Here is a 26,254-nt window from a genome sequence, read left to right as displayed (position 1 = left end):
GTTGGTTTGCTAAGTGCTGCTATTGTACCCCTTGAGCCCTTAACAGGCTGTAGCAAACAGGTGTTCATAGCTTTGCTCCCAAATCAAGATAGATTATGAAGAGATGTGCTTACCTTGAGTGTCTCTCATTGCAAGTTAAAAATTGGGTAAATAGACTACATTTTAGAAGGCTCTTGGCAAATTTAAGATTGTTTTCTTATTCGGTTCTTGGGGAGGCGCTAGGGTGCAACGGGGATCCATGTAAACCCAGATGGGTTTAGCTAAATGAGCAGGAAGGGAAAGTTGGCCACTGGGTAGGAGTAGGATCCACTCAGGGTGACGTTGGATAACCTGGAGATAGGTACCTGGAGTGAGACCCATTTGCTGCAATTGGGCGCAAGCAGCTTCGGATCCGCGCAGTTGGTAGATGCGACCTTCTTCTCCAACCTTCATGAGTTGGAGAGGAGATATGGTTATTGAGATCTTAGGGACGGTGGGCGGTGCCAACATATAGGGATCCCTAATCTTAGAAGAGGCCATTTGAGCCTTGCCCGAGTCCATTTGCGAGCAGCTTGGAAGCAGCGATCTATCAAACCAAGTAAGCTTCCTGGTGAGTGCGAATCGTACAATTGGAGCGAGGTTTAGCCACGCAGAGCAGCACAAATCCTTTGGCTATTTGCTCCTCATCCAGAAAGGTTTGCTCCGATTGATCGACTTCTCCTTCTACCACTTTGGCTACGCAAGAGGAACAACTACCGGAGCGGCAGGAAGAGGGCAAGTCCACATCTTGATCCTCAGCCGCTTCTAGGATGGTTGAATCTTCATCTACTGAGATATAGGTATCAAGCTGTCGTTTTAGGTTAACCAAGTGAACTGTGTAGGTAGCCATGATGAGATCTCCAGAGAGTTGACGAGGGGTAAACAAGGGAGCTTAGGCAGGGATCCCAGGGCTGCATTCGCCTCGCTCTCCCGAAGAGCTGCAGCCGGCACAGCCGCCAACGGGATCCGGACAACCATAGTCTTGAAAGACTCGGAAGAGCTTCTCCTGCTGCGGGGTAGAAGTGAGAAAGGTTTGATACGCTTTTTCCAGCGCTTGCCGGGCTTGCTCCAGCCATTCTTCTTCGCTGCCCTGGAAGTGCTCCAGAGGAGCCAAATACTGAGCAAATTTGCGTAAGATATGCAGGCGATTCACGTTGACCACCCGCGGATCGTAGGGGAGCTCGAAAAAAGCGAAATAATCCTCGGCATTGACTAGGGCTTGGAAGTCTTTCCAACGGCGGTTGTGGTTCCAACTCATCGGCAGGTCTCCAGGGTTTTCAAGCGTTGTCTGAGGGTGTGCAGCCGGGCAAACAGGGCATAGGTGCGGGCTGCCAAGTCGGGGAGTCGCTCGAACCCGTCGGGTAGCCCCTCGGCCAGATCGTGCAGATCCATTTTCAGTTGGCCTGCTTTGCTGTTTAGGCGCTTGATCTCGCTGCGGAGCTGGTCGGCAGAGAGGTGTTCGAAGGGCTCGAAAGCCAGGTCGTTCACAACATTCTCAACGTCACTCTCATTCAACATGGGCAAGGCACTCCTGATGGCTAAAGAAATTGCTGCACAGACAAAAGGGGAGGCAGGCGGCTACAGTCGGCCCACCTCAGGGTAGGTTCGGGCCAGTTGGATCCCTTTGTCGATAAGGGCAGTAGCTTTTTCAGTGAGCTGTTCGAGAGACTCGAAACCGAAGCGATGGGCGTCTCGCAGGGTGTTGACCACCAACAACAACCGCCCTGAGAAGACCAGCACCCAACCAAAGCCTTCGCTGTTGAGATCCAGCACCACCTGAGCTAGGAGGCCCGTTTCCTTTTCAATCAGGGCGGCAATGGCGCGGTAGTAGATGAGAATGCGGCTCCGCACTGCCGGATCCACCTCCCCTTCCAGGGATATTTGGCGCTTCTGGGCTTTGGTGACGACAAAGGGCTTGAGCAGCAACTCATCCCTCCAGGTGCGGTAGGTGCCGTAGGGATCCGCCGCCCGCATCTGGCGAACGATCTCCTGCAGGATGGGGCTGGTCGAGGGGGAAAGAGGGGTAACCGTCATGGCTAAACCTCCGCAGGGGAAGTAGAGGGATTTGGGGCTTCGGCTTTGCGGGCGCGCTCGGCCAAGAGCACTTTGCGCAGCCAGGGGGGAGGATTGTGCAGGGTGGTTACCAGGCGCTGCAACAAGCTCTCGATGGATTCTTCTTCCGACTGCACTTTGATGGGGGTGATGCGGCGGTTGATCAGGCGGGCGGCGGCACTGCTGCCAATGGCAGCCACGTAGATGAGGGTGACATCGGCCAAAGCCTGCAGCTTGGGCACCAGCTTGTCCTCGTTGCCATCTGCCTCCAAGTTGCCCCCAAAGGTGAGGGTCTTACAAAATCGGTAGCCTTCGGGGGTGACTTCGTAGAGGTCGATCTGGTTGGCCCAGCCAAAGTGGGCATTGACGTGCTTGCCGTCGCGGGTTGTAAAGGCCACTTGCATAGGCGTTCTCCTTAGAACCGTGAACTTGAGGGTTTAGGGGAGCTAGGGGGATCTAGCTCGAAGCTCTGGATCCCTTAGAATCCATGCCCAGAAACCTGGGGTGGGCTGGGGTGACGGGCTTCCTCCTGCTCCATCAGCAGGTTGCCGACGGCAAACAGTTGGGATAGGGTGCCGCGATAGCCCACCTGACAGATGTGGTTGGCCCCCAGCCGGTCGAAGATAGGGATCCCCATTCGATGCACTGGGATCCCCAGCCGCTTGCCCAGGCGCGCCACGTGGGAGTTGCCCACCAGCAGGTCAGCCCCGGGTGCTAGCTCCTCCAGATCCCCCAGATCTCCCACCCGCACTGCCTCAATGGGAAGGGTGGTCAAGTGGGGATCCGGTGTGGGACTGATGGCCGCCTGGATCTGACAGCCCATATCCAGCAGCCAGTCCACCCACCCCCAGAGCAGATCGGCTTCTAGGGCCAAGGCAATCCGCTGGTTGCCGAAGAAAAAGTGGCAATCCAGGAGGGCATCCTGGACTTGGCTGCGCTGGCGGCGGTAGCGAGAGGGCACTGGCTGCTGGCTGTGATCGGCCAAGGTTGCCAAAAAGGGATCCACAGCCTTGAGACCGGTCAGGTGGGGGAAAACCCGATAGGGGGTGCCAAAGCGCTGGGCCAGGATCTGAGCGGCAGGGCGCATGCTCTCGCCGACAGCTATGGTGAGGCCGGAACGCCCGAGCTGGCGCAATTGCTCAAGGGTGGTGCCGCCGTCTGGGGTCGCCCTAAAGCCGGTGCCCAAGTGTCCGTCCAGGGAACCCGCGGGATCCGGCACCAGGATCGGCTCTAGGCCAAAAGCCTCCGCCATTTCTTTGATCTCCTGGGCGTCGGCAGGGGTGAGGGCAGGCCCGCACAGCACCGTTACCTGGGCAGGGCGGACGGATCCCGACGGCGATTCCGGCAGGGTGCTGACCAAGCTGTTGACGGCGATGGCATAGCCGTCTTGCAGGGATCCCTTAAAGTCAGGCGTGGAGGCCAAGACAATGGGCAGATCCTGCAATTGCGGCTGGCGTCGGCGCAGCTCCCGCAGGATGCGCGGCATATCGTCCCCGCGGGTTTCCGTGAGGCCGGTGGTCAGAAGACCAATCAGCTCCGGCTGGGCCTTCTCCACCAAGGTGAGGATGGCAGCTTCGACATTCTCCTCGCCTCCCAAGATGGTGTCCACTTCGGACATGGCAGTGGTGGACATGGGAATGGCCTCGCGGAAATGACGTACCAGCAGCGCTTTGGCAAAGGCCGTACAGCCTTGGGAACCGTGGAAGAGCGGCAGACAGCCCTTGATCCCCAGAAAGGCCAGGGCCGCTCCCAGCGGAGCGCTGAGTTTGAGGGGGTTGACGCTGAGAGGCTTGCGTTCTTGGATGAGCTGGGCCATCATCCCACCTCCTCTTCGGCTGGAGTCTCCCAGGGGGCAGGCCGTCGCAACTGCTCCCAGATGGGGCTGTGGAGGGCGGCATCGATCTCCCGCGCCAAGTTCACCAGGCCGCGATAGCCGGCATAAGCGTGGTGCCGCTCCTGGTTGATGTCCAGAAAGGGGATGCGGGCCTTGAGGGCGGTGTACTGGTTGCGTCCGCCGGCGATGAGCAAGTCCGCTTTCGTGCGCTCCACCACCTTGAGCAGCTCTTGCGGGCTGCCCTTGTCCAAGAGAATGCCATCCTGGCCAAGCAGCTCGCGGATGCGGGCTTTGTCTTCTTCGGTGCTTTTGCGGGTGCTGGTGGCCGTTACCTGCATCCCCAGATCTCGAGCGGCGGAGATGATCGACCAACTTTTCACCCCGCCGGTATAAAGGACAACTCGTTTGCCCGCCAGCCGCTGCCGGTAGGGGGCCAAAGCCGCCTCGGTGGCGCGAGTTTCCCGCTCGATGAGGGCCTCGGTACGCTCCTGCAGTTCGGGATCCTTCAGCCCTTGGGCAATGGCCCGTAGGCAGTGGTTCATCTCCTGCAGCCCGTAAAAGGAAGCCTCAATGTAGGGGATCCCGTAGCGCTCCTGCATCTTGCGGCCCACATTGAGCAAGGCTTTAGCGCAGATGAGGACGTTCAGCTTGGCCCGGTGGGCGGTACAGATCTCGCGGTAGCGGCCATCGCCGGTGATCTTGGCCAAGATGCGGATCCCCAGCTCGTCAAACAGAGGCAAGACATCCCACAGCTCGCCGGCAATGTTGTACTCGCCGATGAGGTTAATGTCGCGGCGGGTGGTGTATTCCGGGGAGGCCGTGCCGATCACATAGTCCAGCAGCGCTTCTCCGGCCAGACGGTTACCCAAGTTTTTGCTGCCCACAAAGCCGGGCGCATTCACCGGAATGACCGGGATCCCAAGCTGGCGGCTGGCCCGCTGACACACGGCCTCCACATCGTCGCCAATGAGGGCAGTTACACAAGTGAGATAGACAAAAATGGCGGCAGGCTGGTATTTGGCCTGCAAGTCAAGGATGGCCTGGAACAGCTTTTCCTCCCCCCCGAAGATGATCTCGTTCTCGCTCAGATCGGTGGTGAAGCCCACCCGATAAAGCTGGGGGCCAGAAGAGAGGCTGCCCCGCGTCCCCCAAGAGTTGCCGCTGCAGGCGATTGGCCCATGTACTAGATGGGCGGCATCGGCGATCGGCACCAGGGCAATCGAAGCCCCGTCAAAGGCACAGCCTCCCTGCGCTCCTCCTGGCTTGGCTTGCTCGGCACAGACTTTGTTTTTGCCTTTGCCGTCTTTCTTGTGGTTGTGCTCGCAGGCGGTCTCGTTGAGCAGCTCCGCCACTTTAGTCCGGCTGATCAAGGGCATGATGGGATCTCCTGAGAAGAGGGGGGCTGGGGTTGAGCCGCAGCTTCGGCCAGATAAGCCGCCGCCCGTAGCCGCAGGGCGATGATCTCCTCGTAGAGGGGGTTGATGCGACAGAGGGCCGGAATGTGGACGGTGCGGGATCCCAGTCGGATATCCCGCTCAAAGGGACAGGAAGCCGGGATCAAACGACAAATCCAACGGGCCTGCCGGGATCCCCGAATTTCAATGCTGTTGAGCCAGCGGCGCGGCCACTTCAGGGCGGATCTGAAAATTGAGTTCAAAACCAGGCCGAGCCATCCCAAAGGGTTGCCGACTCTGGGAAAGGGAAGAGAAGGGTAGGGATAAGTCATGGCTTAAACCTCCGAATGGGTAGAATTGGTAACAAGAGGAGGGGGAGCACACCATTCAAAAATCTGCTCCAGTTGCTCCAAGGAAATCAGCCCGTAATGCCAGAGGATCATCGGCAGGGGGCCCTGTTCACACCCATGCCGTTTCAGGGCGAAGGTGAGGGCGGATTCCGGGATCCCAAGCTCGACTTGCAAAAACTGGAGCAGCGGCGCCCGATCGGGGGTAAGCATGGCAGAGTCTCCCAAAACGAGGGGTGGGCGTAGATGGGCAAGCTAGGATGGGGACAAGCCCAAAACCAAGCTGTCGGCAGCCAGAAAGTGGGCCAGGTGAAAGGCCCGTTCTTCCGTCCGCAGCAAAATCTGCTCGTAGAGGTGACGGGTGGCGCGATCCCCAACACTTTCCGCCAGAGCCGCCTGGCGACGCAGCAGATCGATTAGGCTTTGCTCGGCCCGCAAATCCGCTTCCAGCATGGGCCGCACGGCCAATGCATCGTCCCCTTCCGGGCTGAAGCAGCACAGCTCCGCCAGCTTGGCAAAGCTGGAGGCCGGGATCCCACCCAGGCCGTTCAGGCGCTCCCCCACCTCATGGGCGTGGTTCTGAACTTCCTGTAGACTTTCGTTGAAAAATTGGTGAATTGAGTAGAACTCTGCTCCTTCCACAACCAGATGGTGCTTCAGATACTGCAAATACAGCCCCTGAAGACTGGCCCAAACTAGGTTGAGGCCCTCGCAGATGGGAACCGTGATCTCCCGTCCCAGGTGAACGGGGTTGTCTCGGACTTGTTGGAAGGAGCGAGTCGAGGGGGATGGAGTGCTCATTGGCGCTACCAAAACGAGGTGAACAGGAGAAGCAAGGAGGCAAACGGCAGAGGTTCAGGGGTGGTCATCCCCTCCTGCAGATCTCTCAGGGGGATCCCAGGTTTGGAGAGACCAGCAGCGATCCAACCAATTCAGCCAGCCAGAGCGGTCAAGGGCGAAAAGGCGGAGCACACTGTGGACGAGGAGGGCTTCGGTGGGGGTGCGAATCATCACCCACAGTTGGCCGGTCGGGGTACAGCCACAGGTCAAATCCAGCTCCTGCAGACGGTAGAGAATCCGCCAGCGATCGCAACGGGGCACCTGCAGCACTTCAGCCGTTTTCGGTGGGGGAGAAACAAGGGGGGACATAAGCTCACCGGTTGGGAAGCAGGAGGGAGTCTCAGCAGAGGGCAGAACCGTTGGGTTTCTGTTCCCCCGCTTATATCCCCCGCTTATAGCAAGCGGCTGCAGGGGCTCAGGCTTGGCAGCGGGCGATCAGGATTGATTGAGTTATTGCCGATGTACTCAAACCCTGGAAGCTTGGCCCAGAGGGCAAAAAAAGTTTTTCTGAGGGCAGGGGGTTGAGTCTTTTGCCCGCAGGGATCCGGTATTTTTGGGGAAGGGTATGGGTATTTGAGCGAGTACATCCCCCCTGTCACAACAAGAAAGTCCGACGGCCTGCCGCCGCAATAGTCTTCACTTCCTTGGCGAGGACTTTGCCCCAGGGGGATCTTTCCTCAAACTCAAACGGCTATTTTCAATACACTTTTGGGCTGATACGATATTAAATCGTAGCAATTGATGCAAAACGCAGCCGAGGCTGCGGCGCTTGAGTGCATCTGAGCAGATTTTTAGTATTTCCTAAGCATTGCCCCAAGCCCTTGTCGAATCAGGGATTCCGGGGATCCTCCCCACAGCCGGATCCCCCGCCCCTTTGGGTCAAAATACGGCATCCCTGGCCTTGAAAAACCAGACCCTTGACCCCTAAAAAAAGTTGGATTTGGCCTGCCATCAGGCTTTGCAGGTCTTGAGTACAAAGCCAATAAACTCGATCAGTTCTACCGGGCTGAGTGCAACGGAGCGGGCAGAGGGCGGTTGATATAACCGCCAGTAACGTTCTATCCCCTGGTTGACCCCACTATGCCGCCCCTTTCAACTCCGCCCCGCCAGGGATCCCCCTTCCCATCGGCCTGCGCTTGCAGCAGCAGCCCCCGCCAGGCTCTCCCCCCTCATCTGCAGCAACGCATCGCCACCCATCCCTGCTACAGCGAAGCAGCTCACCATCACTACGCCCGCATGCACGTGGCGGTAGCCCCCGCCTGCAACATCCAGTGCAACTACTGCAACCGCAAGTTCGACTGTGCCAACGAGAGCCGGCCCGGTGTGGTCAGCGAGCTGCTGACCCCGGCGGAAGCCGCCCACAAAGTGCTGGTGATTGCCGGCAAGATCCCGCAACTGACGGTGGTGGGCATTGCTGGGCCTGGGGATCCCTTGGCCAACCCCAAGCAAACCTTCGAGACCTTTGCCCGCATTGCCGAGAAAGCTCCGGATCTCAAGCTTTGCCTTTCCACCAACGGCCTGATGTTGCCGGACTACATCGACGAGATCAAACGGCTGAACATCGACCACGTCACCCTGACCATCAACATGGTGGATCCAGAGATCGGAGCCAAGATCTACCCCTGGATCCGCTGGCGGCGCAAGCGCATTCGGGGGGTGGAGGCAGCCCGCATCCTGCACGAGCGGCAGATGGAAAGCCTGGATCTGTTGCGGGAGGCAGACATCCTCTGCAAAGTCAACTCCGTCCTGATTCCCGGCATCAACGACACCCACCTGCTGGAAGTGAACCGGGTGATCCAGGAGAAAGGGGCTTTCTTGCACAACATCATGCCCCTGATCTCGGCGCCTGAACACGGCACCTACTTCGGCCTTATCGGCCAGCGGGGCCCCACCCCTCAGGAGTTGAAAGCCCTGCAAGATCGGTGCTCCGGCAACATGCGGATGATGCGCCACTGTCGCCAGTGTCGGGCGGACGCGGTGGGCCTGCTGGGGGAAGACCGCAGCCAAGAGTTTACCAAGGAGCGCTTTATGCAGATGACCCCCGAATACGACCCCGAAAAACGCCGCCAGGTCCAGGCAAGCATTGCCCAACTGCAAGCTCAGCAGCAGTCAACCCCAACCCACTGGACAGCCGACCTGCCTCCCGACAGCCCCTCCATCCTGGTGGCCGTAGCCAGCAAAGGCGGCGGCCTGGTCAATCGCCACTTCGGCCATGCGCGGGAGTTTTTGATCTACGAGGTCAACGCCCGTGGGGCGCAGTTTGTCGGCCACCGCAAGGTTCCGCAGTACTGCCACGGGGGATCCGGCGAGGACAACAACCTAGAGCAAATTCTGGATCTCATCCGGGATTGCCGAGCTGTATTGGTCTCCAAGATCGGCGATTGCCCCATGAAGCGCATCCGCGAGGCCGGCATCGAAGTGGTGGAAGACTACGACCTCATTGAAACGGTGGCCCTCAAGTTTTACCGCACCTGGTTGGTCAACCAGACCTTGGACAGCAAATCTCCCCGATCTTGAGACCTCATCTTTTGGAGACGCGGCCATGGCTACTGCAACTGCTCTCACCAAAGGCGGACTGCCCTGGATCCCACAGTTTATCGAAAGCCTGGATATCAGCCGCTGCCTCGGCTGTAGCCGTTGCCTCAAAGTCTGTGGCCGTGGTGTGTTTGCCCTCAGAGCCCTCAACGAAGACGGCGAGTTTGTCGACAGCGAAGAGGAAGAAGAAAGTGAGCGCAAAGTGATGACCATCCTCAATGCCGCCCTCTGCATCGGCTGTCAGGCTTGCGCCCGCATTTGCCCAAAGCAGTGCCATTCCCACGCTCCGCAAGCCGTTTAACGTTGCCCAACCCCTACCTTGTATCGATTCGGAGCCTGTATGAACCCCGTGATCTACCTGGACAACAACGCCACCACCGCCGTGGATCCCCTGGTTCTGGAGGCGATGCTGCCCTATTTGCAGACCTTCTACGGCAACCCCTCCTCGATGCACAGTTTTGGCGGCCAGGTGGGGCGTGCCCTTAACCAAGCCCGCGAACAGGTGGCAGCCCTTCTGGGAGCCGACCCGACGGAGATTGTCTTCACCAGTGGCGGCACCGAAGGCAACACCACGGCCATTTATGCAGCCTTGGCAGCCCAACCCCAGAAGCGCCACATCATCACCACGCAGGTAGAGCACGCCTCGGTGCTCAACGTCTGCAAGCACCTGGAAAAGCAAGGCTACCGCGTCACCTACCTCTCGGTGGATGAGCAAGGCTGCCTGGACTTGCTGGAGTTGGAAGCAGCCCTGACCGGCGATACTGCCCTGGTGAGCTGCATGGCCGCCAACAACGAGACGGGCGTGCTTTTCCCCATCGAGGCGGTGGGATCCCTGGCTCGCAGCTATGGGGCTGTTGTCCATGTGGACGCAGTGCAGGCGGTGGGCAAGATCCCTCTCGATCTGCAGCGCCTGCCGGTGGATCTCCTCACCCTTTCCGGGCACAAGCTGCATGCCCCCAAGGGGATCGGCGCTCTCTATGTGCGGCGGGGCTTGCGCTTCCGTCCGTTGCTGCTGGGAGGACATCAAGAGCGAGGCCGCCGCGCCGGAACGGAAAATGTGCCGGGCATCATCGCCCTGGGCAAGGCAGCGGAGCTGGCCCAAGCCCACCTGGGGGATCCCCATGAGCGGCTGCTGCGGGATCGCCTGGAGCAGGGCTTGCTGCAGCGGATCCCGGATGTCCAGGTTAACGGCCACCCCACTCAGCGGCTGCCCAACACCACCAACTTGGGCTTCAAGTTCGTGGAAGGGGAGGCGATCCTCTTCTGGCTGAACAAATACGGCATCTGCGCCTCCTCCGGCTCCGCCTGCACCTCGGGATCCCTGGAACCCTCCCATGTGCTGCGGGCCATGCGCCTGCCCTACACCGTTTTGCACGGCTCAATCCGCTTCAGCCTCTCCCGCTTTACCCAGCCGGCAGAGGTGGAGCGGGTGCTGGAGGTTTTGCCGGGGATCATTGAGCATTTGCGGGCCATCTCCCCCTTCAGCCACGAGGCGGAAGACTGGCTGCAACAGCAGGAACGGGAACTGGCTCGCCGCTGACCCCCCTCAAACTCATCTTCCCTCGACCGTTAGCATCCTCAACTCAGGATCCAGCCATGTGGGACTACAGCGAAAAAGTTTTGGAACTCTTCTACCACCCCAAAAACCAAGGGGCGATGGATCCCAGCTCCGAGCCTGGTGTTCGGGTGGTGGTGGGAGAAGTGGGCAGCATCACCTGTGGCGATGCCCTGCGGCTCTACTTAAAGGTGGACGAGGCTAGCGAGCGCATCTTGGCTGCCAGCTTCCAAACCTTCGGCTGCACCAGCGCCATTGCCTCTTCCTCGGCCCTGACGGAGCTGATCACCGGCCTCACTCTGGATGAAGCCCTGCGGATCGACAACCGCCAAATCGCCGATTACCTGGGCGGCTTGCCCCCCGCCAAGATGCACTGCTCGGTGATGGGGCAAGAGGCTCTGGAGGCAGCCATCTACAGCTATCGCGGCCTTCCTCTGCCTGACCACACGGATGATGACAGCGCTTTGGTCTGCTCCTGCTTTGGCGTCAGCGAGCAGAAGATCCGCCGCCTGATCCGGGAAAACCGCCTCACCTCCGTTGAGGAAGTAACAGCCTACAGCAAAGCGGGCGGCGGTTGTGGCTCCTGCCTGGCCCAGATTGAAGACCTGATTGCCGCCGTTCTGGCAGAGACTGACGCAACCCCTTCAGAAGATTCAAGAAATTCAAAAGGGAACTCCCAAAACCAGACAGAGCCCTCTCCTGCTGCTCCCCCTCCTGTCTCGGCAACAGCGACACCCCCTCCCCTCACCACCTTGCAAAAGATCGCCCGCATTCAGGCCGTCCTGGAGGAGGAAGTTCGCCCGCTGCTGTTGGCCGATGGCGGCGATGTGGAGCTGTACGACCTGGAAGGGGATCAGGTGTGGGTACGCCTCAAGGGATCCTGCACCACCTGCCCCAGCCAGCAAAACACCCTGCGGTTGCTCATCGAAACCCGCCTGCAAGAACAGGTGTGGCCCACCTTAACCGTGCATGCCCTCTAGTTCCCCATTCTCGATAAGCCTGAGAGCCCTATGATCTGCCCCACTGTTACTCCCCGTCGCTTCCCCCATCTCCTGCCTCGATTCGGGAGAGCCCCACCGCTCGACCGGTTTGCTTTTGGATTCCAAGGGATCCAAGGCTGCCTTCCCGCGAGCTGAAATCCTTTGCAGTAAGGATCCCGTCTCGCTAATGCGACCAGTTGCGCCCATTGGCAAGAGATTTCTAACCCTTAAGTCGCCCTCAAGTTTTTCCTCAAGTCTTCATTAGGAGAACTGAACCATGAGACAAATTGCATTCTACGGCAAAGGCGGTATCGGCAAATCCACCACCTGTCAGAATACCGTTGCCGGTATGGCCGAATTGGGGCAGCGGATCATGATCGTCGGCTGCGACCCGAAGGCCGATTCCACCCGCCTCATGTTGCACTGCAAAGCCCAGACCACCGTCCTTCACCTGGCGGCTGAGCGGGGATCCGTAGAAGACGTGGAGCTGGAAGAAGTGGTGCTCACCGGCTACCGAGGGGTGCGCTGCGTGGAATCCGGTGGCCCCGAGCCTGGTGTTGGCTGTGCCGGACGAGGCATCATCACCGCCATCAATTTCTTGGAAGAAAACGGTGCCTACGAGGATCTGGACTTTGTCTGCTACGACGTGCTGGGGGACGTGGTCTGCGGCGGTTTTGCCATGCCCATTCGGGAGGGCAAGGCCCAAGAGATCTACATTGTTTGCTCCGGCGAAATGATGGCCATGTATGCGGCCAACAACATCGCCCGCGGCGTGCTGAAATACGCCTACTCTGGCGGCGTGCGCTTGGGTGGCTTGATCTGCAACAGCCGCAAAGTGGATCGCGAGATCGAGCTGATCGAAGCTCTGGCCGAAAAGCTGAACACCAAGATGCTGCATTTCATCCCCCGCGACAATGTGGTTCAGCACGCAGAATTGCGCCGCATGACGGTGATCGAGTACTCCCCCGACTGCAACCAAGCTGACGAGTATCGGGCCTTGGCCAAAAAGATCATCAACAACACGGATCTGAGGATCCCCACCCCCATCTCTATGGATGAGCTGGAGCAGTTGTTGATAGAGTTCGGCGTTTTGGACGACGACCAGAAAATCGCCCACCTCATCGGCAAAACCGAAAAAGAGCTGGCCCCTGTCTGATCCCCGAAAAGACGGGCTGGGGGTAGCTGGTTTCCTCCCTCAGCCCCCCTTCGCACTGTGGCTTTTATCCATGACACCCAATAGCTGAGGTTCTCATGACTACTCTGAAAAGTACCCTCAAAGAGGAAACCCGGAAAATCGTAACGGAGGTTCTGGAAACCTACCCCGAAAAAGCTCAGAAAAAGAGAGCTAAGCACCTCAACGTCTATGACGAGGGCAAAGCAGATTGCGGAGTAAAATCTAACATTAAATCCATCCCCGGCGTCATGACCACTCGCGGCTGTGCCTATGCCGGTTCCAAGGGGGTGGTGTGGGGGCCGGTCAAAGACATGATCCACCTCAGCCATGGCCCCGTGGGCTGCGGCTACTACTCCTGGTCGGGAAGGCGCAATTACTACGTCGGCACAACCGGGGTAGATACCTTCGTTACCATGCAGTTCACCTCCGATTTTCAGGAGCGAGATGTGGTGTTCGGGGGGGACAAAAAACTGGCCAAACTCTTGGTGGAAGCCAGCGAACTCTTCCCCTTGGCCAAAGGCATTACCATCCAGTCCGAATGCCCCGTCGGCTTGATCGGGGATGACATCGAGGCAGTGGCCAAGAGAGTTTCCAAAGAAATTGGCAAGCCGGTGGTACCGGTGCGCTGCGAAGGCTTTCGGGGGGTCTCCCAGTCCCTGGGCCACCACATCGCCAACGATACGGTGCGGGACTGGGTTTTGCCCATTGCTGACAAGAAAGCGAAGGAGGGATCCCTCAACTTTGAGCCCGGCCCCTACGATGTGGCCCTGATTGGGGACTACAACATCGGCGGCGACGCTTGGTCTTCCCGGATTTTGCTGGAGGAGATGGGCCTGCGGGTAGTGACCCAGTTTTCCGGCGATGGCACCTGGAACGAGATGCTGCTTGCCCCTCGGGTGAAGCTGAATCTCATCCACTGCTACCGCTCCATGAACTACATCTGCCGCCACATGGAGGAAGCCTACGGGATCCCCTGGCTGGAGTTCAACTTCTTTGGCCCCACCCAAATTGCCAAGTCGCTGCGGGCCATCGCCCAGCGGTTCGACGAGACCATTCAGGCCAAGGCGGAGCAGGTGATCGCCAAGTACCAGCCCCAGAGCGAGGCTGTCATTGCCAAGTATCGTCCCCGCCTCGAGGGCAAACGGGTGATGCTGATGGTGGGCGGACTGCGACCCCGCCACGTCATCCCGGCCTTCCGGGAGCTGGGCATGGAGGTGATTGCCACCGGCTACGAATTCGGCCACGGCGACGACTACAAGCGCACCACCCAGTACATCGACGACGGCACCCTCATCTACGATGACGTGTCCGGCTACGAGTTTGAAGAATTTGCCAAGAGGTTGAAGCCAGATCTCATCGCCTCCGGCATCAAGGAGAAGTACGTCTTTCAAAAGATGGCTTTGCCCTTCCGCCAGATGCACTCTTGGGACTACTCCGGCCCCTACCACGGCTACGACGGCTTTGCCGTGTTCGCCCGCGATATGGATCTGGCCTTGAATAGCCCCACCTGGGATCTGGTCAAAGCCCCCTGGAAGTCTTAGCTTGCCGCCGGGATCCCAGACGCCAACGGCCCTTCCTTCCCCTGCCCCTCATTAGGAGACCGACCATGCCGCAAGATATCCAAGACATCAAAGATCACGCCCGCCTGTTTCAAGATCCGGAATATCAGGCGCTTCTGCAGTGCAAGCAAACCTTTGAAGATCTCCCTTCCCCGGAAGAAGTGGCCCGGGTGGCCGAATGGACAAAATCTTGGGAATACCGGGAGAAAAACTTTCAGCGGGAAGCTTTGACGATAAACCCTGCCAAGGCTTGCCAGCCCTTAGGGGCCATCTTCGCCGCTGTCGGCTTCGAGGGAACTTTGCCCTTCGTCCATGGATCCCAGGGGTGTGTGGCCTATTTTCGCACCCATCTCACCCGCCACTTTAAGGAGCCCTTTTCGGCGGTCTCCACCTCGATGACGGAAGATGCGGCGGTGTTTGGCGGCCTCAAAAACCTAATCGAGGGACTGGAAAATGCCTACGCCCTCTACAAGCCCAAGATGATCGCCGTGTGCACCACCTGCATGGCGGAGGTGATCGGGGATGACCTGGGGGCCTTCATCACCACGGCCAGAAATGAGGGAGTGATTTCCCGCGACTTCCCGGTGCCCTATGCCCACACGCCAAGCTTTGTGGGATCCCACATCACCGGCTATGACAACATGCTCAAGGCCATTCTCAGCACCCTCACCGAGCCGGTGGGCCGCACGGGTAGCAATGGCTACATCAACGTCATCCCTGGCTTCGATACCTACATGGGCAACTTGCGGGAGATCAAGCGCATCTTCGGCTTATTCGGGATCCCGCTGACCCTGCTGGCGGACAACTCCGACTATTTGGATTCGCCCAACGACGGCACTTTCCACATGTATCCCGGAGGAACCCCTTTGGAGGCGGCTGCCCAATGCCTCAACGCCGAGGCTACTTTTTCCTTCCAGCGCTACACCACGCCCAAGACCCTGGAGTTTCTAGCAGAGGCCTCGGGTCGGCCCACCCTGACGGCGCGGCCAGTGGGTATTCGGGGCACGGATGAGTTTTTGATGCAGCTATCCCAGTTAACGGGCAAGCCCATTCCCGCCGAGCTGGAGATCGAACGGGGCCGGGCGGTGGATGCTTTCACGGACTCCCAAGCGTGGATCCACGGCAAGCGGGTAGCCCTGTATGGGGATCCGGATCTGGTGATGGGCTTGCTCAGCCTGTTGCTGGAGCTGGGAGCGGAGCCGATCCATGTGGTGGTGACCAACAGCAACGAGGAGTTCGAAGCCGAGGCGCGGGCACTGCTGGCCTCCAGTCCCTATGGACAGGGGGCAACCGTCTGGGGGGGCAAGGATCTCTGGCATCTGCGCTCTCTGATGTTCACCGAGCCGGTGGATCTGCTGATCGGCAATTCCTACGGCAAATACCTGTGGCGGGATACGGGCACGCCTTTGGTGCGCATCGGCTACCCCATCTTCGACCGCCACCATCTGCATCGCTATCCCACCTATGGCTATGTGGGGGCGCTCAACCTCCTTAACTGGATTGTCAACACCATTCTGGATGAGGCAGATCGGCGCAGCATCATCCCCGGCAAAACCGATTTTTCCTTCGACTTAATTCGTTAGCTTCCGGAGTAGGGGGATCCCAGAGGCTAGATAGATCTTGTCAAGGATCCCCTGCTCCAAAGACTCCACCCCGCTAAGAGGAACAGCCAAGCCTTACAGGAATCTGATGAATTCTGCCAGAACTTCGGTTGAGCTTTCTACCCTGGACATGATTGCCCTGACGCAACCGGGGTCGCGCCAGCGGTGCGGAGCACCATCGACGGTTACCGATTGCCTAGGCGGGCCGTAGGTCTTGGAGGATGGATCCCATGAATTCCTCTATCACCATCAACGACACCACCCTGCGCGATGGGGAGCAAGCGGCAGGGGTAGCCTTCCAAATCCCCGAGAAAATCTCCATTGCTGCCCTCTTGGATGCCATTGGCGTACCCGAAATTGAGGTGGGGATCCCGGCCATGGGCGCTGTGGAAACGGAAGCCATTCGCGCCATGCTCAGCCTGGGGCTGCGGGCCCACCTGCTGGGGTGGAACCGGGCTGTGCCCAGCGATATCCTCGCCTCTATTCGTTGCGGCCTCAAGCGGATCCACATCTCCGTGCCGGTCTCGGATCGGCAAATCGCTGCCAAGTTCCAAGGGGATCGCCCTCGGCTGCTGCGACAGTTGCGCCAATGCGTGGAGATGGCCTTGGAGCAAGGGCTGTGGGTCTCGGTGGGGGCAGAAGATGCCAGCCGCACCCCCCTGGAGCAGGTGATCGAGTTGGCCCAAATGGCCCAGAGCTGGGGCTGTCGGCGCTTCCGCTACTGCGATACGGTAGGCGTTTTGGATCCTTTTAGCACCTACAAGCAGATTCGCCGCCTGGTGCGGGCCATCGATATCCCTGTGGAGATGCATACCCACGACGACCTGGGCATGGCCACTGCCAATGCCTTAGCCGGGATCCGCGCCGGCGCTCAGTCGGTGAACACCACCGTCAACGGCTTGGGGGAACGGGCCGGCAATGCCCCCTTGGAAGAGGTGGTGATGGCTTTGCGCTGCACCTTGGGGATCGATGTTGGGGTGGATACCCGCCGTTTGCGGGAGCTGTCTCAACAGGTGGCGCGGGCCAGCGGTGCTCCCCTCCCCCCCTGGAAGGCCATCGTTGGCGACAACGCCTTTGCCCACGAGTCGGGCATTCACGCTGCAGGGGTGCTACGGGATCCCCAGACCTATGAGCCTTTCCCACCAGAGGCGGTAGGCAGCCAGCGGCGGCTGGTGTTGGGCAAACACTCCGGCCGGCATTTGCTGCTCCAGATCCTCAAGGAACACGGGATCCCTGTCGAGCAGATCCCACCTGGCCAACTGGAAAAGCTCCTGGAACAGGTGCGGCAGCACGTCACCCATTGCAAGCATCCGATCCCACCGGCGGAACTGGCCCGTTATTGCCGCGCAACGCTGACGCAATGGGCGCAACACACTCCAGAACCCATCCCAGAGGAAAGCCATCCCGATGTTGTCTAACCGCTTGTCCGGAAAGGAAACTTCCAAATCTCAGGCCATTTTGGCAGCCGTGTCTCGACGGGCGCGCCAAGTAGGCCGCAGCCTAACCCGCCAAGAGCTTTGTCAGGTGCTGGCAGAAATCACAGGAGGTACCCCATGAGCGACGAACTGGAGCTGGATCGCCCTCCCCAATTTGAGCTGGGCGACAAAGTCCGCATCCGTAAGGTCATCCGCAACGATGGCACCTTCTTCGGCCAGCCGGTGGGGAAAATCTTGGCCGTTCCGGGCGACGAAGGTTACGTGATTTCCATTGGCACCTTTCTACAACGGTTTTACGTCTATGCCGTCCACTGCTTGGCCAAAGGCTTGGTGGTGGGGTGCCGTGCCCAAGAGCTGGAACTTGTGGAGAAAGGGCTATGAAAGTCATCCTGCACGAAAGTGCCTACGGGCATTTGATGGTCTACGTTCCCAAAAAAGATCTGGAAGAATCGGTTGTGGCCACCCGTTCAGAGGCCGGGGAAACCATTTTCACCTTGAGCAACGGTTGGGAATTGTCCATCCCGGAGCTGCCGGAGCCTTTGTCTCTGCCCAAGACGGTAGAGGCCAAACGCCTCTAGCCAACGGTTGGCTGAACAATTCAAGCAATTCTATTCCTATCGGCTCATCCCCGAAAGGGCTGAGAGAATGGGTTGAACTCAGCTCCAACAAGCTCTAGATACCCATGAAAAGGGTTGGATCCCCCGTTACTTTGTATGGACAACCGGCCCATATGGGGAGATGGCTTTTCATCCTCCAGGGGCTCCTGGTTCTTCTTTGCCTGGGAACCGTCTATTCCTGGAGCATTTTCCGCAAGCCCCTGGAAACAGAGCTGGGGATTGGGGCCAGTGAGAGCCTGCTGCCCTACACCGTTGCCCTCGTGTTTTACGCTACCCTCATGCCCATCACAGGGTTTGTCATCCCCCGCTGGGGATCCCGCCGAGTACTGGCTCTGGGGGGCAGCTTGGTGGGCCTGGGCTATGGGCTGGCCAGCTTCGCCCCTTCTATTGGGTGGATCACCCTCTGCTATGGAGTCATTGCCGGCAGCGGTGTGGGAATAGCCTATGGAGTGCCAATGGCCGTGGCAGCCCGTTGGTTCCCGGATCGCAAGGGATTGGCGGTGGGATCCACCATTGTCGGCTTTGGCCTATCTCCCCTACTCACTGCTCCCCTGGCCAACTGCTTGATCGAGGCACTGGGGGCTCGGCCTACGCTGCTGATTTTGGGGATCCTCTTCGCGGCAGTGATCCTGGGGATCGCAACCCAACTGAGATTTCCTCCTCCCGATTGGATCCTTTCCTCACCTTTTCCAAGAAAATCCACGAATGGCCCAGATCGCTCTCCGTTGACTTCTCGGCGCTCTCTCCCTCTGCTGAGAAACCCCTCCTTCTATGGCCTGTGGATCTGCTACGCCATCGGCACCCTGGTTGGTTTAAGCGCCATTGGGATTTCCGGCCCCGTGGGGGAAGAGCTGATCGGCCTGGATCCCACTGCGGCTGCCAACAGCGTGGCTCTCTTCGCCATTTTCAACGGGATCAGCCGTCCTCTGTTTGGCTGGTTGGCCGATCGCTTACATCCCCATCAGGTCACTACGGGCTCCTATGGGCTCATCCTGCTGGCCTGTGGGCTGATGCTCCTGCCTCCTCAGGGATCCCTTCTGGCCTACTGGGTAACTTTTTCCTTGCTTTGGTTTTGCCTGGGGGGGTGGCTGGCCATGGCTCCCGCCCTGACCCTGCGCTTGTTTGATCCCGAACGCTACGCCCAGAACTACGGCATTGTGTTTACCGCCTATGGAGTTGGGGCCTTGGTGGGAACGATGATCGCGGGGCAAATTCGCGATAGGCTGGGCAGCTATAGCTATACCTTTTATGGGATGGCCGCCTTGGCGGTGGTGGGGATCTGGGTGGCCAACGTTTTTTTGAAAGAGAAGTTGTAGGAGCTTCAAGCCAGCGGGCACAGCAGGGATCCCATCAGCAGGGGCAGCAATCCCCTACTTCATACCCTCCACTGCAGGGCTGGGTGAACCAACTTAAAGACTTGCCCCCCCAAGGCAAGCAGTTTGGTAGAGTAGTACGGCTATTGCCGACAGATTGGGATCGTGGCGGAATGGTAGACGCTACGGACTTAAAATCCGTTGTTCCTCAAGAACGTGAGGGTTCGAGTCCCTCCGATCCCATCATCCTTTGATCCCTGTCTGTTCCAGCACATTCAGCAAGTCCGGGATCCGAACCCAGGCATCTTCTCGATCCAAATCGGGGCTGGAAAGAAGAGCCACCAAAGCCGGATCACAAACAGGTGCTACCAAAGGGAAATACCTTAACCCTGCCACCTGGGCAATGATCCAAAAATAGGGAAGCACTGCATTGCTGGGCAAGATCTCGATGACGGTGGTGCCGGGTGGACAAAAGGCGAGGTTGGTCAGGCCCGCCCCGTGGATCCCGATCACCGCCTCTGCCCCCTGCATCAGGGCTATTTGCTCTTGAAGAGAGAGGGTTTCCATCTGCACCGGTACAAATCCCCAAGGGTGCAAACAGGCCAGCACCTCCGCTTCGTTGATCACCCGCCGCCAGCGGGCAGACCGACGGCTGATGTAAATTCGCCGCGGTTGTAAGGGGTCAATGGAGAAACTCGGCTGGGCCAGTTGCCGCAGCACCTCCAATCCCCTAGGCGTCAAGCACCCCACCGGAGCGCCTGCTGAGGGCACGATCAGGTTCTGGGCTTGCAGATGGGATCCCCCCAACTGCTCAAAGCTGAGGATGCGCTCGACTGGGATCCCCAAAGCAGCCAAGCTCTGCACCTGAAAGGGCTTTCTTTGATACCCGTGGATCAAGATGGGAATGTCCTTTTCCAGGGCGCCCGACCGCTGCAGGGTATCGAGGGCCGGCAGAATATCCACCATCCAGTGAAAGTAATTAACTGCCCCCAAGGGCAAAAGGGCAACGGGGCCATCCAGTGGGATCGGTGGGGGGAGATGGGGCAAGCCCAGCAGGGGGTGGTGTCGCAGGTGATCTGGCCTGTAGTCCCAGTCGAGGAACTCCGGCGGCGGCAAGCTCAGGGATAGATCGGCGAGCAATTCTCCCCGGCGGGTGAGCACCCCGCTGGCGAAGCTGGCGTAGAGGTGGCGGGGATAGTGGCCCACGTGGACGGATCCTCGGGGGATCTGGGCGACAAAGGTCTCTGCCAAGGGGATGCGCTGCGGGCGCAACTTTTGCAAAATGTCGGGATCAGCGGCAGGGGGCGCTTTTAGACAGAGAACCCCCCCTGGATCCAGCAGTTGGTAGTCCCCTTCGCCCGTGGCCTGATGCCACTGTCGGGTGGTGAGGTAGCCTTGGGTTGGCACTGGCCAGAAGTCAGTTGTGGGGGGGGTGTTCTGGGAAAAAGAGTCCGCTTGAAGGGCAACGCCTTCTGGAGCCCAACGCTGCCGCCAAGCCGAATACAGGAAATCGGGGATCCTCGCAGATCCCTCTCCCCTGCATGCCTGCTCCAGTCCAGATCGCAGAGGGCTTTCTCCGCCGCTGCCCTTGCACCACGCCTGCACCCAATTCCGTTCCGCTGCCACCGCTCGGCAAACCTTCTCCCAAGCGGCCTCAGGGTGATCCAGCCGCACTTCCGCTTCCGCCCAGTAGCTGTAGAGTTGCGCCGTCCCGGTGCCCCGCGCCTCAGCCGCCTGGAAACACCCCACAGCCTGAACTGGATCCTGCAGATCCAGCCACGCCAAGCCCATCTGTACCCAGGGATCCCCCCACTCAGGGCGCAGCCGCGCAGCCTCCTGCAGAGGGGAAATCGCCTCTCGCAAACGGCCCAGCTTCATCAGGGCCAAGCCCCAGCGCCAAAAACTCTCTGCTGCCGCCGGATCCCGTTGGCAAGCCCGCTCAAACCACTCCGCTGCCGAGCTCCACAGCCGGCTCCGCTCTTGGGTCAGGCCAATGCGGTGGGCAGCCAAAGCCTGGCCAGAAGACGGCTCCAGCCCAGAAAGCCCATCCCCCACCTCCAGAAGCTGCCGATACAGAGCTGCTGCCTGCGGCCAATGGCCCTTCTCCCACAGCCTTTCCGCCAAAGCCTGCAAGCCCCTCAGCAGGTGGTAAGCGGCCTCGGATTCGGCCACGCCCTCTGCATGCAGCATTGCCAAGCCCTCTTGCCACGCAAGCTGCCCCTCCAGTTCCCGACCCAGCAGGAGATAGGCAGATCCCAGATCCCAATACAGCTCTGGAGACAGGGATCCCTGCTCGAGCCCCTGCTGCAAGACCTGAATGACGTGCTCGTAATGCCCCTGCTCCCAATCCTCAAGGAGAAAAGCAGAAGACAACAGATGGGGGGGTAGAGCTGGGTTGGGAGCCATGTCTTTGTGGATGAGAAACAGTGTTACAAACTGCAACAATCCTCCCCCTCTGGGCCCATGCCCCTAGTATTCTAGGCTTGGCCTCCCATTCAGGGATCGGGCATCGATCCTTCTCAGCTCAGAGAGGGATGCTCCTCCAGTCGTGGGTCAGCCTCTTCACCCCCTTCGATGGCACTGTCCTCGGCCTTTGTCGGCAGTTTTTTCGATCAAAACGGAGTTTAAAAGATCGATGGGTATCAACGTATCCGCTGGCACAGTCGTTTCCAACCCCCGTCTCTACCAAACCGTGCCTGTATCGACCATCTCCCAGGCGGAACAGCAGGATCGCTATCTGGGACGCACCGAGCTGGATCGCCTCGAGGACTTTTTCTCCAGCGGCCTGAAACGGCTAGAGATTGCCGAGGTCATTGCGGCCAATTCGGAAATCATCGTCAGCCGGGCAGCCAACCGCATCTTCACAGGGGGCTCGCCCATGGCCTATCTGGAGCGGCCAGAAGCGACCCAAGACGAGAAAGAAGCCTTCAAGCTGGGTACTGCCTTCTACGTGGAATCCACCGGCGGATTCATTGAGGCCATCCGCAACATCTTTAGCGCCAGCGGTGTGGAGATTCCCCCCAATTTCCGCCCCATCAACATCTCCCGCTACGGAGCTGCCAACATGCGCAAATCGCTGCGGGATCTGAGCTGGTTTTTGCGCTACGTCACCTACGCTTTGGTGGCCGGGGATCCCAGTATCATCGCCGTCAACACGCGCGGCCTGCGGGAGATCATCGAAAATGCCTGCTCCGCCGAGGCCACCATTGTCGCCATTCAAGAGATGAAACGGGCGGCGGCTGGCTACTTCCGCAAAGATGCCGAAGCAGTTGCCATCATCAACCAATACTTCGATGTTTTGCTGAGCGAGTTCATCGCCCCCGCCCCTTCCGACAAGCTGCGGCAGCGCAATGCCAGCACCGCCGACGGCCTGCCCCTGCAGGGGCTGCAGCTACCCCAGGTTTACAACTTGGCTGCCGAGAAAGTTCCCGTTTTTGCCATGAAGCCGGGGCTGTCCAACGCCGAGAAAGAAGAAGTCATCAAGGCCGCCTATCGACAGGTGTTTGAGCGGGATATCCGCCGCGCCTACGGCCTCAAGCTTTCCAACCTGGAGTCGAAGGTGAAAAACGGCGAGATCTCCATGAAGGAGTTCATTCGCCGCCTGGGCAAATCGGAGCTCTACCGCAAGCAGTTTTACGAGCCTTACATTAACAGCCGCGTTGTCGAGCTGGCCTTCCGCCACTTCCTGGGCCGGGCCCCTGAAACCCGCGAGGAAGTGCAGACCTACTTCTCCATCGTCTCCAGCAAGGGCCTGGCTGGCCTGGTGGACGCGCTGGTGGATAGCCGCGAGTACGGAGACTACTTCGGCGAGGAGACGGTGCCCTACCTGCGCAAGCTGGGGATAGAAGCCCAAACCAGCGCCAACTGGGGAGCCAAGTTCGACCTCTACACCTACGCTGCCCCGCGCCGCAAGGTGCCCCAGTTCATTACCCTCTTTGCCCGCTACAACCGGCCTCTGCCGGATCAGCATGCCTATGGCTCCGGCAACGACCCGCTGGAGATCCAATTTGGGGCCATCTTCCCCAAGGAAACCCGTTCCCTCAGCGCCCGCCCCGCCCCCTTCAACAAGGATGTCAAGCGCATCCTCATCCGGCGCGGCTTTGCCCTCACCAACGCCCGCACCAATCCCAAGGCAGTGGGGGATCCCGGCAGCCTTGGCCCGAAGGTTTTCAAGCTCACCCAAACTCCCGGCGATCGCAGCCGGCGGCTAGGGGTGCGGGCCGGCATTGTCGGCAGCGAGGGATCCACCCAGGCGGTGATCCGCGCCTGCTACCAACAGGTATACGGCTATGTGCCCTACGAAGGCCAACGGCTGACCCGCTGGGAGATCAAGCTGGAGTCGGGGGAAATTCCTGTCAAAGAGTTTATTCGCCAACTGGCCAAGTCGGATCTCTTCCGCAACAAGTACTGGTCCAGCTTGTATGTCTGCAAAGCCATCGAGTTTATCCACCGCAAGCTGCTGGGCCGACCCACCTACGGCCGGCAGGAGATGAACCGGCTGTTTGACATCGCCTCCAAGCAGGGCTTCTACGCCGTGGTGGACGCCATCCTCGACAGCGAGGAGTACCAGCAGGTCTTCGGGGAAGACGTCGTGCCCTACGAGCGCTACCTCACCCCTGCCGGTCTAGCGCGGCGGCGCATGCGCCCCGGATCCAGCGACATGGCCGTGGTCACCAGGCCCATCCGCACCGACGACGATATCCCCCTGTTTGTCAAGCTGGGCCAGCCCCAGGACAAGCCCTCCGGCGAGCTGGAGATCCAGCGGCGGGCCCAGCAGGGGGTGCCTAAGGTACGCCAAGAGATCCCTGTCTTCAAGCTCACCAGCCTGGCCAACAAAGCGGAAGTCAACAACCTCATCCGCGCCGCCTACCGGCAGGTCTTCGAGCGGGATATGGACATCTACAACATCAGCGCCGAGCTCAGTTCTGCCGAGTCCAAGCTGCGCAACGGCGAGATCACCGTCAAGGAGTTCATCGAGGCGCTGGGGTGTTCCGAGCTGTACCGCTCCGAGTTCTATGCCCCCTATCCCAACACCAAGGTGATCGAGCTGGGCACCAAGCACTTCCTGGGCCGTGCTCCTCTCAACCAGCAGGAGATCCGCAAGTACAACCAGATCTTGGCCACCCAGGGGGTGAAAGCCTTTGTGCGCGCCCTGCTGAACACCCAGGAGTATCGGGATCTCTTCGGCGAGGACACGGTGCCCTATCGCCGCTTCCCCACCTTGCCGGCGGCCAACTTCCCCAACACGCAGGAGCTGTACGGTCGCCTTACCAAGCAAAACCGCGAGCTGGTGGTGCCCAGCTTCAGCCCTGTGGGCAATGACCGCAGCTAGATATGGAGCTGATACATTCACGCTGAACTCTCCTGAACATGGTTCAGGAAAGAAGCGATCGCATCCTGCCTATCTCTGAGCAGGAAGGCGGTATCCCGCAAAGCCCTGAGGAATACCCCCCGAGCGCTTTCCCCCTTCACTTCCCGGCAACCGTTGCGGTGGACTCAAGGATCAGGGGGAAACTTGGTCTACTATATCCCTCTCAATGACTTTTGCCAAACCGCCTAAAGCTCAGTAAATTCAGCAAAGTTCAGGGTTTTGGGGGTTAGAGGCATGCTCTCAACCCCTTCTCTCCTTTTGTGGGAGAGGGAAAAGACAAATTAGCTCCACAAAGGCAGAGGAGACTGGGCTTCATAGCCCAAATGCCGTAGCGCAGCGGGAGTGACCACTCGGCCACGGGGTGTACGCTGCAGGTAGCCGATCTGCAGCAGGTAGGGCTCGTACACCTCCTCAATTGTCTGGGGATCTTCACCTGTCACTGCGGCCATGGTCTCCAAGCCCACGGGCCCTCCACCGAACTGCTCCACCAGCACCGTCAGCAGCTTGCGATCGATCCAATCCAAACCCATGGGATCCACCTGGAACAGCTCCAGAGCGGCTGCTGCCACTTCTTGGCTAATGTGGCCATCCCCTCGCACCTGGGCGTAATCTCGCACCCGCTTGAACAGGCGGTTGGCAATGCGGGGCGTGCCCCGAGAACGGCGGGCGATCTCTGCAGCCCCTTCTGGATCGGTGGAGACATTTAAGAGGCGAGCCGTGCGCAGCACGATCTGCACCAGCTCGTGAGGCTCGTAAAAGCGCAGCCGTTGCACGTGGCCAAAGCGATCCCGCAGCGGCGAAGTGAGGGCGCCAATGCGGGTTGTGGCCCCGATGAGGGTAAAGCGTTCCAAGGGCAGAGAGGTGATGCGAGCAGAGCGACCTTTGCCAATGGTGATATCAAGACGAAAATCCTCCATCGCCGGATAGAGCAATTCTTCTGTAACCTTGGGCAGGCGGTGGATCTCGTCAATAAACAACACATCCCCCCGCTTCAAGCGCACCAAGTAGCCGGCAATGTCGCGGGGGCTCTCCAGCGCCGGGGCCGTGGTCATGTAGAAGCGGGATCCCATTTCTGCCGCCAGCACTGCTGCCACCGTGGTTTTGCCTAGACCAGGCGGGCCGTAGAACAGCAGGTGATCCAGAGGCTCTTGGCGAGCGCGGGCCGCCGCAATGGCAATGGAGAGCACTTCTTTAAGTTCCGTCTGGCCAATATATTCCGCTAGGGTGCGCGGGCGCAGAGATTCTTCCTGGGCTTCGCCAGGGTGGGCTTGCGGCTGCAACAGGGCAGAGGGATCCGCTCCCCTTTCCCCAGCAAAGCTCAACTCTCTGCCTTCTTTTCTCCAGGCTGAAGACTTTTGCTGCCGCCGCTTGGGGCCCTCAGCGTTCTGGCCTGTATCCCGAGAAGAAATGATTGCCATATCCCTAAGTCACAGAGGCAATGGCCCCAATTTAACTCTGGAAAAGCTCTGGGAAAGATCACCCCAGCAAAGAGAACAAAAAATCCCCCAGACCAAGCCGGGGGATCCACCAATGCTGTTGAAGCGTCAGGTCAGGCCATCAGCCACGCACCGCAGGCGCCACTTCCACCGCCGCCAGGTCCAGCGGGAAGTTGTGCGCATTCCGCTCGT

Annotated in this window: 26 protein-coding genes and 1 tRNA gene; 13 read left to right on the top strand and 14 right to left on the bottom strand. The window is 59.4% G+C overall.

Annotation, left to right across the window (positions count from 1 at the left end; translation table 11 throughout):
- Nucleotides 1–162: 162 nt before the first annotated feature.
- The 12 genes from GG26_RS11425 to GG26_RS11370 all read right to left on the bottom strand — a co-directional run bounded on the left by GG26_RS11425 (nucleotide 163) and on the right by GG26_RS11370 (nucleotide 6,794).
- Nucleotides 163–432 (bottom strand): ferrous iron transport protein A, encoded by a 270-nt coding sequence (locus GG26_RS11425; RefSeq protein WP_414390678.1) that lies wholly within the window; start codon nucleotides 430–432, stop codon nucleotides 163–165.
- A gap of 136 nt (nucleotides 433–568) precedes the next feature.
- Nucleotides 569–868, bottom strand: coding sequence for a 2Fe-2S iron-sulfur cluster-binding protein (locus GG26_RS11420; RefSeq protein ID WP_414373907.1), 300 nt, complete (start codon nucleotides 866–868; stop codon nucleotides 569–571).
- 42 nt (nucleotides 869–910) lie between these two features.
- The gene (gene nifW, locus GG26_RS11415) at nucleotides 911–1,276 is read right to left on the bottom strand and encodes a nitrogenase-stabilizing/protective protein NifW (protein ID WP_011432069.1); all 366 of its coding nucleotides are present in this window, start codon (nucleotides 1,274–1,276) and stop codon (nucleotides 911–913) included.
- Nucleotides 1,273–1,536 carry a CCE_0567 family metalloprotein gene (locus GG26_RS11410; protein ID WP_414351585.1) on the bottom strand — a complete coding sequence of 88 codons (264 nt, stop codon included), beginning with the start codon at nucleotides 1,534–1,536 and terminating at the stop codon, nucleotides 1,273–1,275. The genes nifW and GG26_RS11410 overlap by 4 nt, the downstream gene beginning before the upstream one ends.
- A 60-nt stretch (nucleotides 1,537–1,596) precedes the next feature.
- The gene (locus GG26_RS11405; RefSeq protein ID WP_414390674.1) at nucleotides 1,597–2,052 is read right to left on the bottom strand and encodes a NifX-associated nitrogen fixation protein; all 456 of its coding nucleotides are present in this window, start codon (nucleotides 2,050–2,052) and stop codon (nucleotides 1,597–1,599) included.
- Nucleotides 2,053–2,054: 2 nt separating this feature from the next.
- Entirely contained in the window at nucleotides 2,055–2,474 is a 420-nt protein-coding gene (gene nifX, locus GG26_RS11400; protein WP_414342057.1) for a nitrogen fixation protein NifX, read from the bottom strand.
- A 74-nt stretch (nucleotides 2,475–2,548) separates the two neighbouring features.
- On the bottom strand, nucleotides 2,549–3,889 hold the full coding sequence (gene nifN, locus GG26_RS11395; protein WP_414390672.1) for a nitrogenase iron-molybdenum cofactor biosynthesis protein NifN: 1,341 nt from the start codon (nucleotides 3,887–3,889) through the stop codon (nucleotides 2,549–2,551).
- Nucleotides 3,886–5,280: a nitrogenase iron-molybdenum cofactor biosynthesis protein NifE gene (gene nifE / locus GG26_RS11390; protein WP_414390669.1), complete on the bottom strand. Its 1,395-nt coding sequence runs from the start codon at nucleotides 5,278–5,280 to the stop codon at nucleotides 3,886–3,888. Before nifE ends, nifN begins: the two co-directional genes overlap by 4 nt.
- The gene (locus GG26_RS11385; RefSeq protein ID WP_011430660.1) at nucleotides 5,271–5,630 is read right to left on the bottom strand and encodes a Mo-dependent nitrogenase C-terminal domain-containing protein; all 360 of its coding nucleotides are present in this window, start codon (nucleotides 5,628–5,630) and stop codon (nucleotides 5,271–5,273) included. The genes nifE and GG26_RS11385 overlap by 10 nt, the downstream gene beginning before the upstream one ends.
- Before the next feature lie 3 nt (nucleotides 5,631–5,633).
- Nucleotides 5,634–5,858, bottom strand: coding sequence for a DUF2949 domain-containing protein (locus GG26_RS11380; protein ID WP_011430659.1), 225 nt, complete (start codon nucleotides 5,856–5,858; stop codon nucleotides 5,634–5,636).
- Nucleotides 5,859–5,900: 42 nt separating this feature from the next.
- Nucleotides 5,901–6,446 (bottom strand): ferritin-like domain-containing protein, encoded by a 546-nt coding sequence (locus tag GG26_RS11375; protein WP_011430658.1) that lies wholly within the window; start codon nucleotides 6,444–6,446, stop codon nucleotides 5,901–5,903.
- Nucleotides 6,447–6,500: 54 nt separating this feature from the next.
- The gene (locus tag GG26_RS11370) at nucleotides 6,501–6,794 is read right to left on the bottom strand and encodes an Asr1405/Asl0597 family protein (RefSeq protein WP_011430657.1); all 294 of its coding nucleotides are present in this window, start codon (nucleotides 6,792–6,794) and stop codon (nucleotides 6,501–6,503) included.
- A gap of 771 nt (nucleotides 6,795–7,565) precedes the next feature.
- On the opposite strand from GG26_RS11370, the gene nifB reads away from it, so the two are divergent.
- The 12 genes from nifB (at nucleotide 7,566) to GG26_RS11310 (ending at nucleotide 19,498) form a co-directional block, all read left to right on the top strand.
- Nucleotides 7,566–9,002 carry a nitrogenase cofactor biosynthesis protein NifB gene (gene nifB, locus GG26_RS11365; RefSeq protein WP_414390664.1) on the top strand — a complete coding sequence of 479 codons (1,437 nt, stop codon included), beginning with the start codon at nucleotides 7,566–7,568 and terminating at the stop codon, nucleotides 9,000–9,002.
- Nucleotides 9,003–9,027: 25 nt separating this feature from the next.
- The gene (gene fdxB, locus GG26_RS11360) at nucleotides 9,028–9,321 is read left to right on the top strand and encodes a ferredoxin III, nif-specific (RefSeq protein WP_414390661.1); all 294 of its coding nucleotides are present in this window, start codon (nucleotides 9,028–9,030) and stop codon (nucleotides 9,319–9,321) included.
- A 39-nt stretch (nucleotides 9,322–9,360) separates the two neighbouring features.
- Nucleotides 9,361–10,560, top strand: coding sequence for a cysteine desulfurase NifS (gene nifS, locus GG26_RS11355; RefSeq protein ID WP_041438416.1), 1,200 nt, complete (start codon nucleotides 9,361–9,363; stop codon nucleotides 10,558–10,560).
- Between the two features lie 56 nt (nucleotides 10,561–10,616).
- Nucleotides 10,617–11,555 (top strand): Fe-S cluster assembly protein NifU, encoded by a 939-nt coding sequence (gene nifU / locus GG26_RS11350; RefSeq protein WP_414390659.1) that lies wholly within the window; start codon nucleotides 10,617–10,619, stop codon nucleotides 11,553–11,555.
- A gap of 277 nt (nucleotides 11,556–11,832) precedes the next feature.
- Entirely contained in the window at nucleotides 11,833–12,711 is an 879-nt protein-coding gene (gene nifH / locus GG26_RS11345; RefSeq protein ID WP_011430651.1) for a nitrogenase iron protein, read from the top strand.
- Nucleotides 12,712–12,806: 95 nt separating this feature from the next.
- Nucleotides 12,807–14,270, top strand: a complete 1,464-nt coding sequence (gene nifD, locus GG26_RS11340; protein WP_414390656.1) for a nitrogenase molybdenum-iron protein alpha chain — start codon at nucleotides 12,807–12,809, stop codon at nucleotides 14,268–14,270.
- Nucleotides 14,271–14,335: 65 nt separating this feature from the next.
- Entirely contained in the window at nucleotides 14,336–15,871 is a 1,536-nt protein-coding gene (gene nifK, locus GG26_RS11335; RefSeq protein WP_011430649.1) for a nitrogenase molybdenum-iron protein subunit beta, read from the top strand.
- A 248-nt stretch (nucleotides 15,872–16,119) separates the two neighbouring features.
- A complete protein-coding gene (gene nifV, locus GG26_RS11330; RefSeq protein WP_414390653.1) occupies nucleotides 16,120–17,307 on the top strand; it encodes a homocitrate synthase in 1,188 nt (395 codons plus the stop codon).
- 135 nt (nucleotides 17,308–17,442) lie between these two features.
- Nucleotides 17,443–17,706 (top strand): nitrogen fixation protein NifZ, encoded by a 264-nt coding sequence (locus GG26_RS11325; protein WP_011430646.1) that lies wholly within the window; start codon nucleotides 17,443–17,445, stop codon nucleotides 17,704–17,706.
- On the top strand, nucleotides 17,703–17,903 hold the full coding sequence (gene nifT / locus GG26_RS11320; protein WP_011430645.1) for a putative nitrogen fixation protein NifT: 201 nt from the start codon (nucleotides 17,703–17,705) through the stop codon (nucleotides 17,901–17,903). The genes GG26_RS11325 and nifT overlap by 4 nt, the downstream gene beginning before the upstream one ends.
- Before the next feature lie 152 nt (nucleotides 17,904–18,055).
- Nucleotides 18,056–19,258, top strand: a complete 1,203-nt coding sequence (locus tag GG26_RS11315; RefSeq protein WP_414390649.1) for an OFA family MFS transporter — start codon at nucleotides 18,056–18,058, stop codon at nucleotides 19,256–19,258.
- A 156-nt stretch (nucleotides 19,259–19,414) separates the two neighbouring features.
- A tRNA-Leu gene (locus GG26_RS11310) sits at nucleotides 19,415–19,498 on the top strand.
- On the opposite strand, the gene GG26_RS11305 is transcribed toward GG26_RS11310, so the two are convergent.
- Nucleotides 19,499–21,697, bottom strand: coding sequence for a glycosyltransferase 61 family protein (locus GG26_RS11305; protein WP_414390646.1), 2,199 nt, complete (start codon nucleotides 21,695–21,697; stop codon nucleotides 19,499–19,501).
- Between the two features lie 193 nt (nucleotides 21,698–21,890).
- Between GG26_RS11305 and GG26_RS11300 the strand changes: the two genes are divergently transcribed.
- The gene (locus GG26_RS11300; RefSeq protein WP_414390643.1) at nucleotides 21,891–24,587 is read left to right on the top strand and encodes a phycobilisome rod-core linker polypeptide; all 2,697 of its coding nucleotides are present in this window, start codon (nucleotides 21,891–21,893) and stop codon (nucleotides 24,585–24,587) included.
- Nucleotides 24,588–24,907: 320 nt separating this feature from the next.
- Here the strand turns inward: GG26_RS11300 and ruvB are convergent, their stop codons facing one another.
- Nucleotides 24,908–26,044: a Holliday junction branch migration DNA helicase RuvB gene (gene ruvB, locus GG26_RS11295; protein WP_414390641.1), complete on the bottom strand. Its 1,137-nt coding sequence runs from the start codon at nucleotides 26,042–26,044 to the stop codon at nucleotides 24,908–24,910.
- Nucleotides 26,045–26,254 lie beyond the last annotated feature (210 nt).

The sequence above is a fragment of the Synechococcus sp. 'PEA 65AY6A-5F PE A' genome (assembly GCF_047462575.1).
Taxonomy (GTDB): Bacteria; Cyanobacteriota; Cyanobacteriia; order Thermostichales; family Thermostichaceae; genus Thermostichus.
Note: the sequence above shows the minus strand (reverse complement) of the source record. Positions and strands in the feature narration are given on the sequence as shown.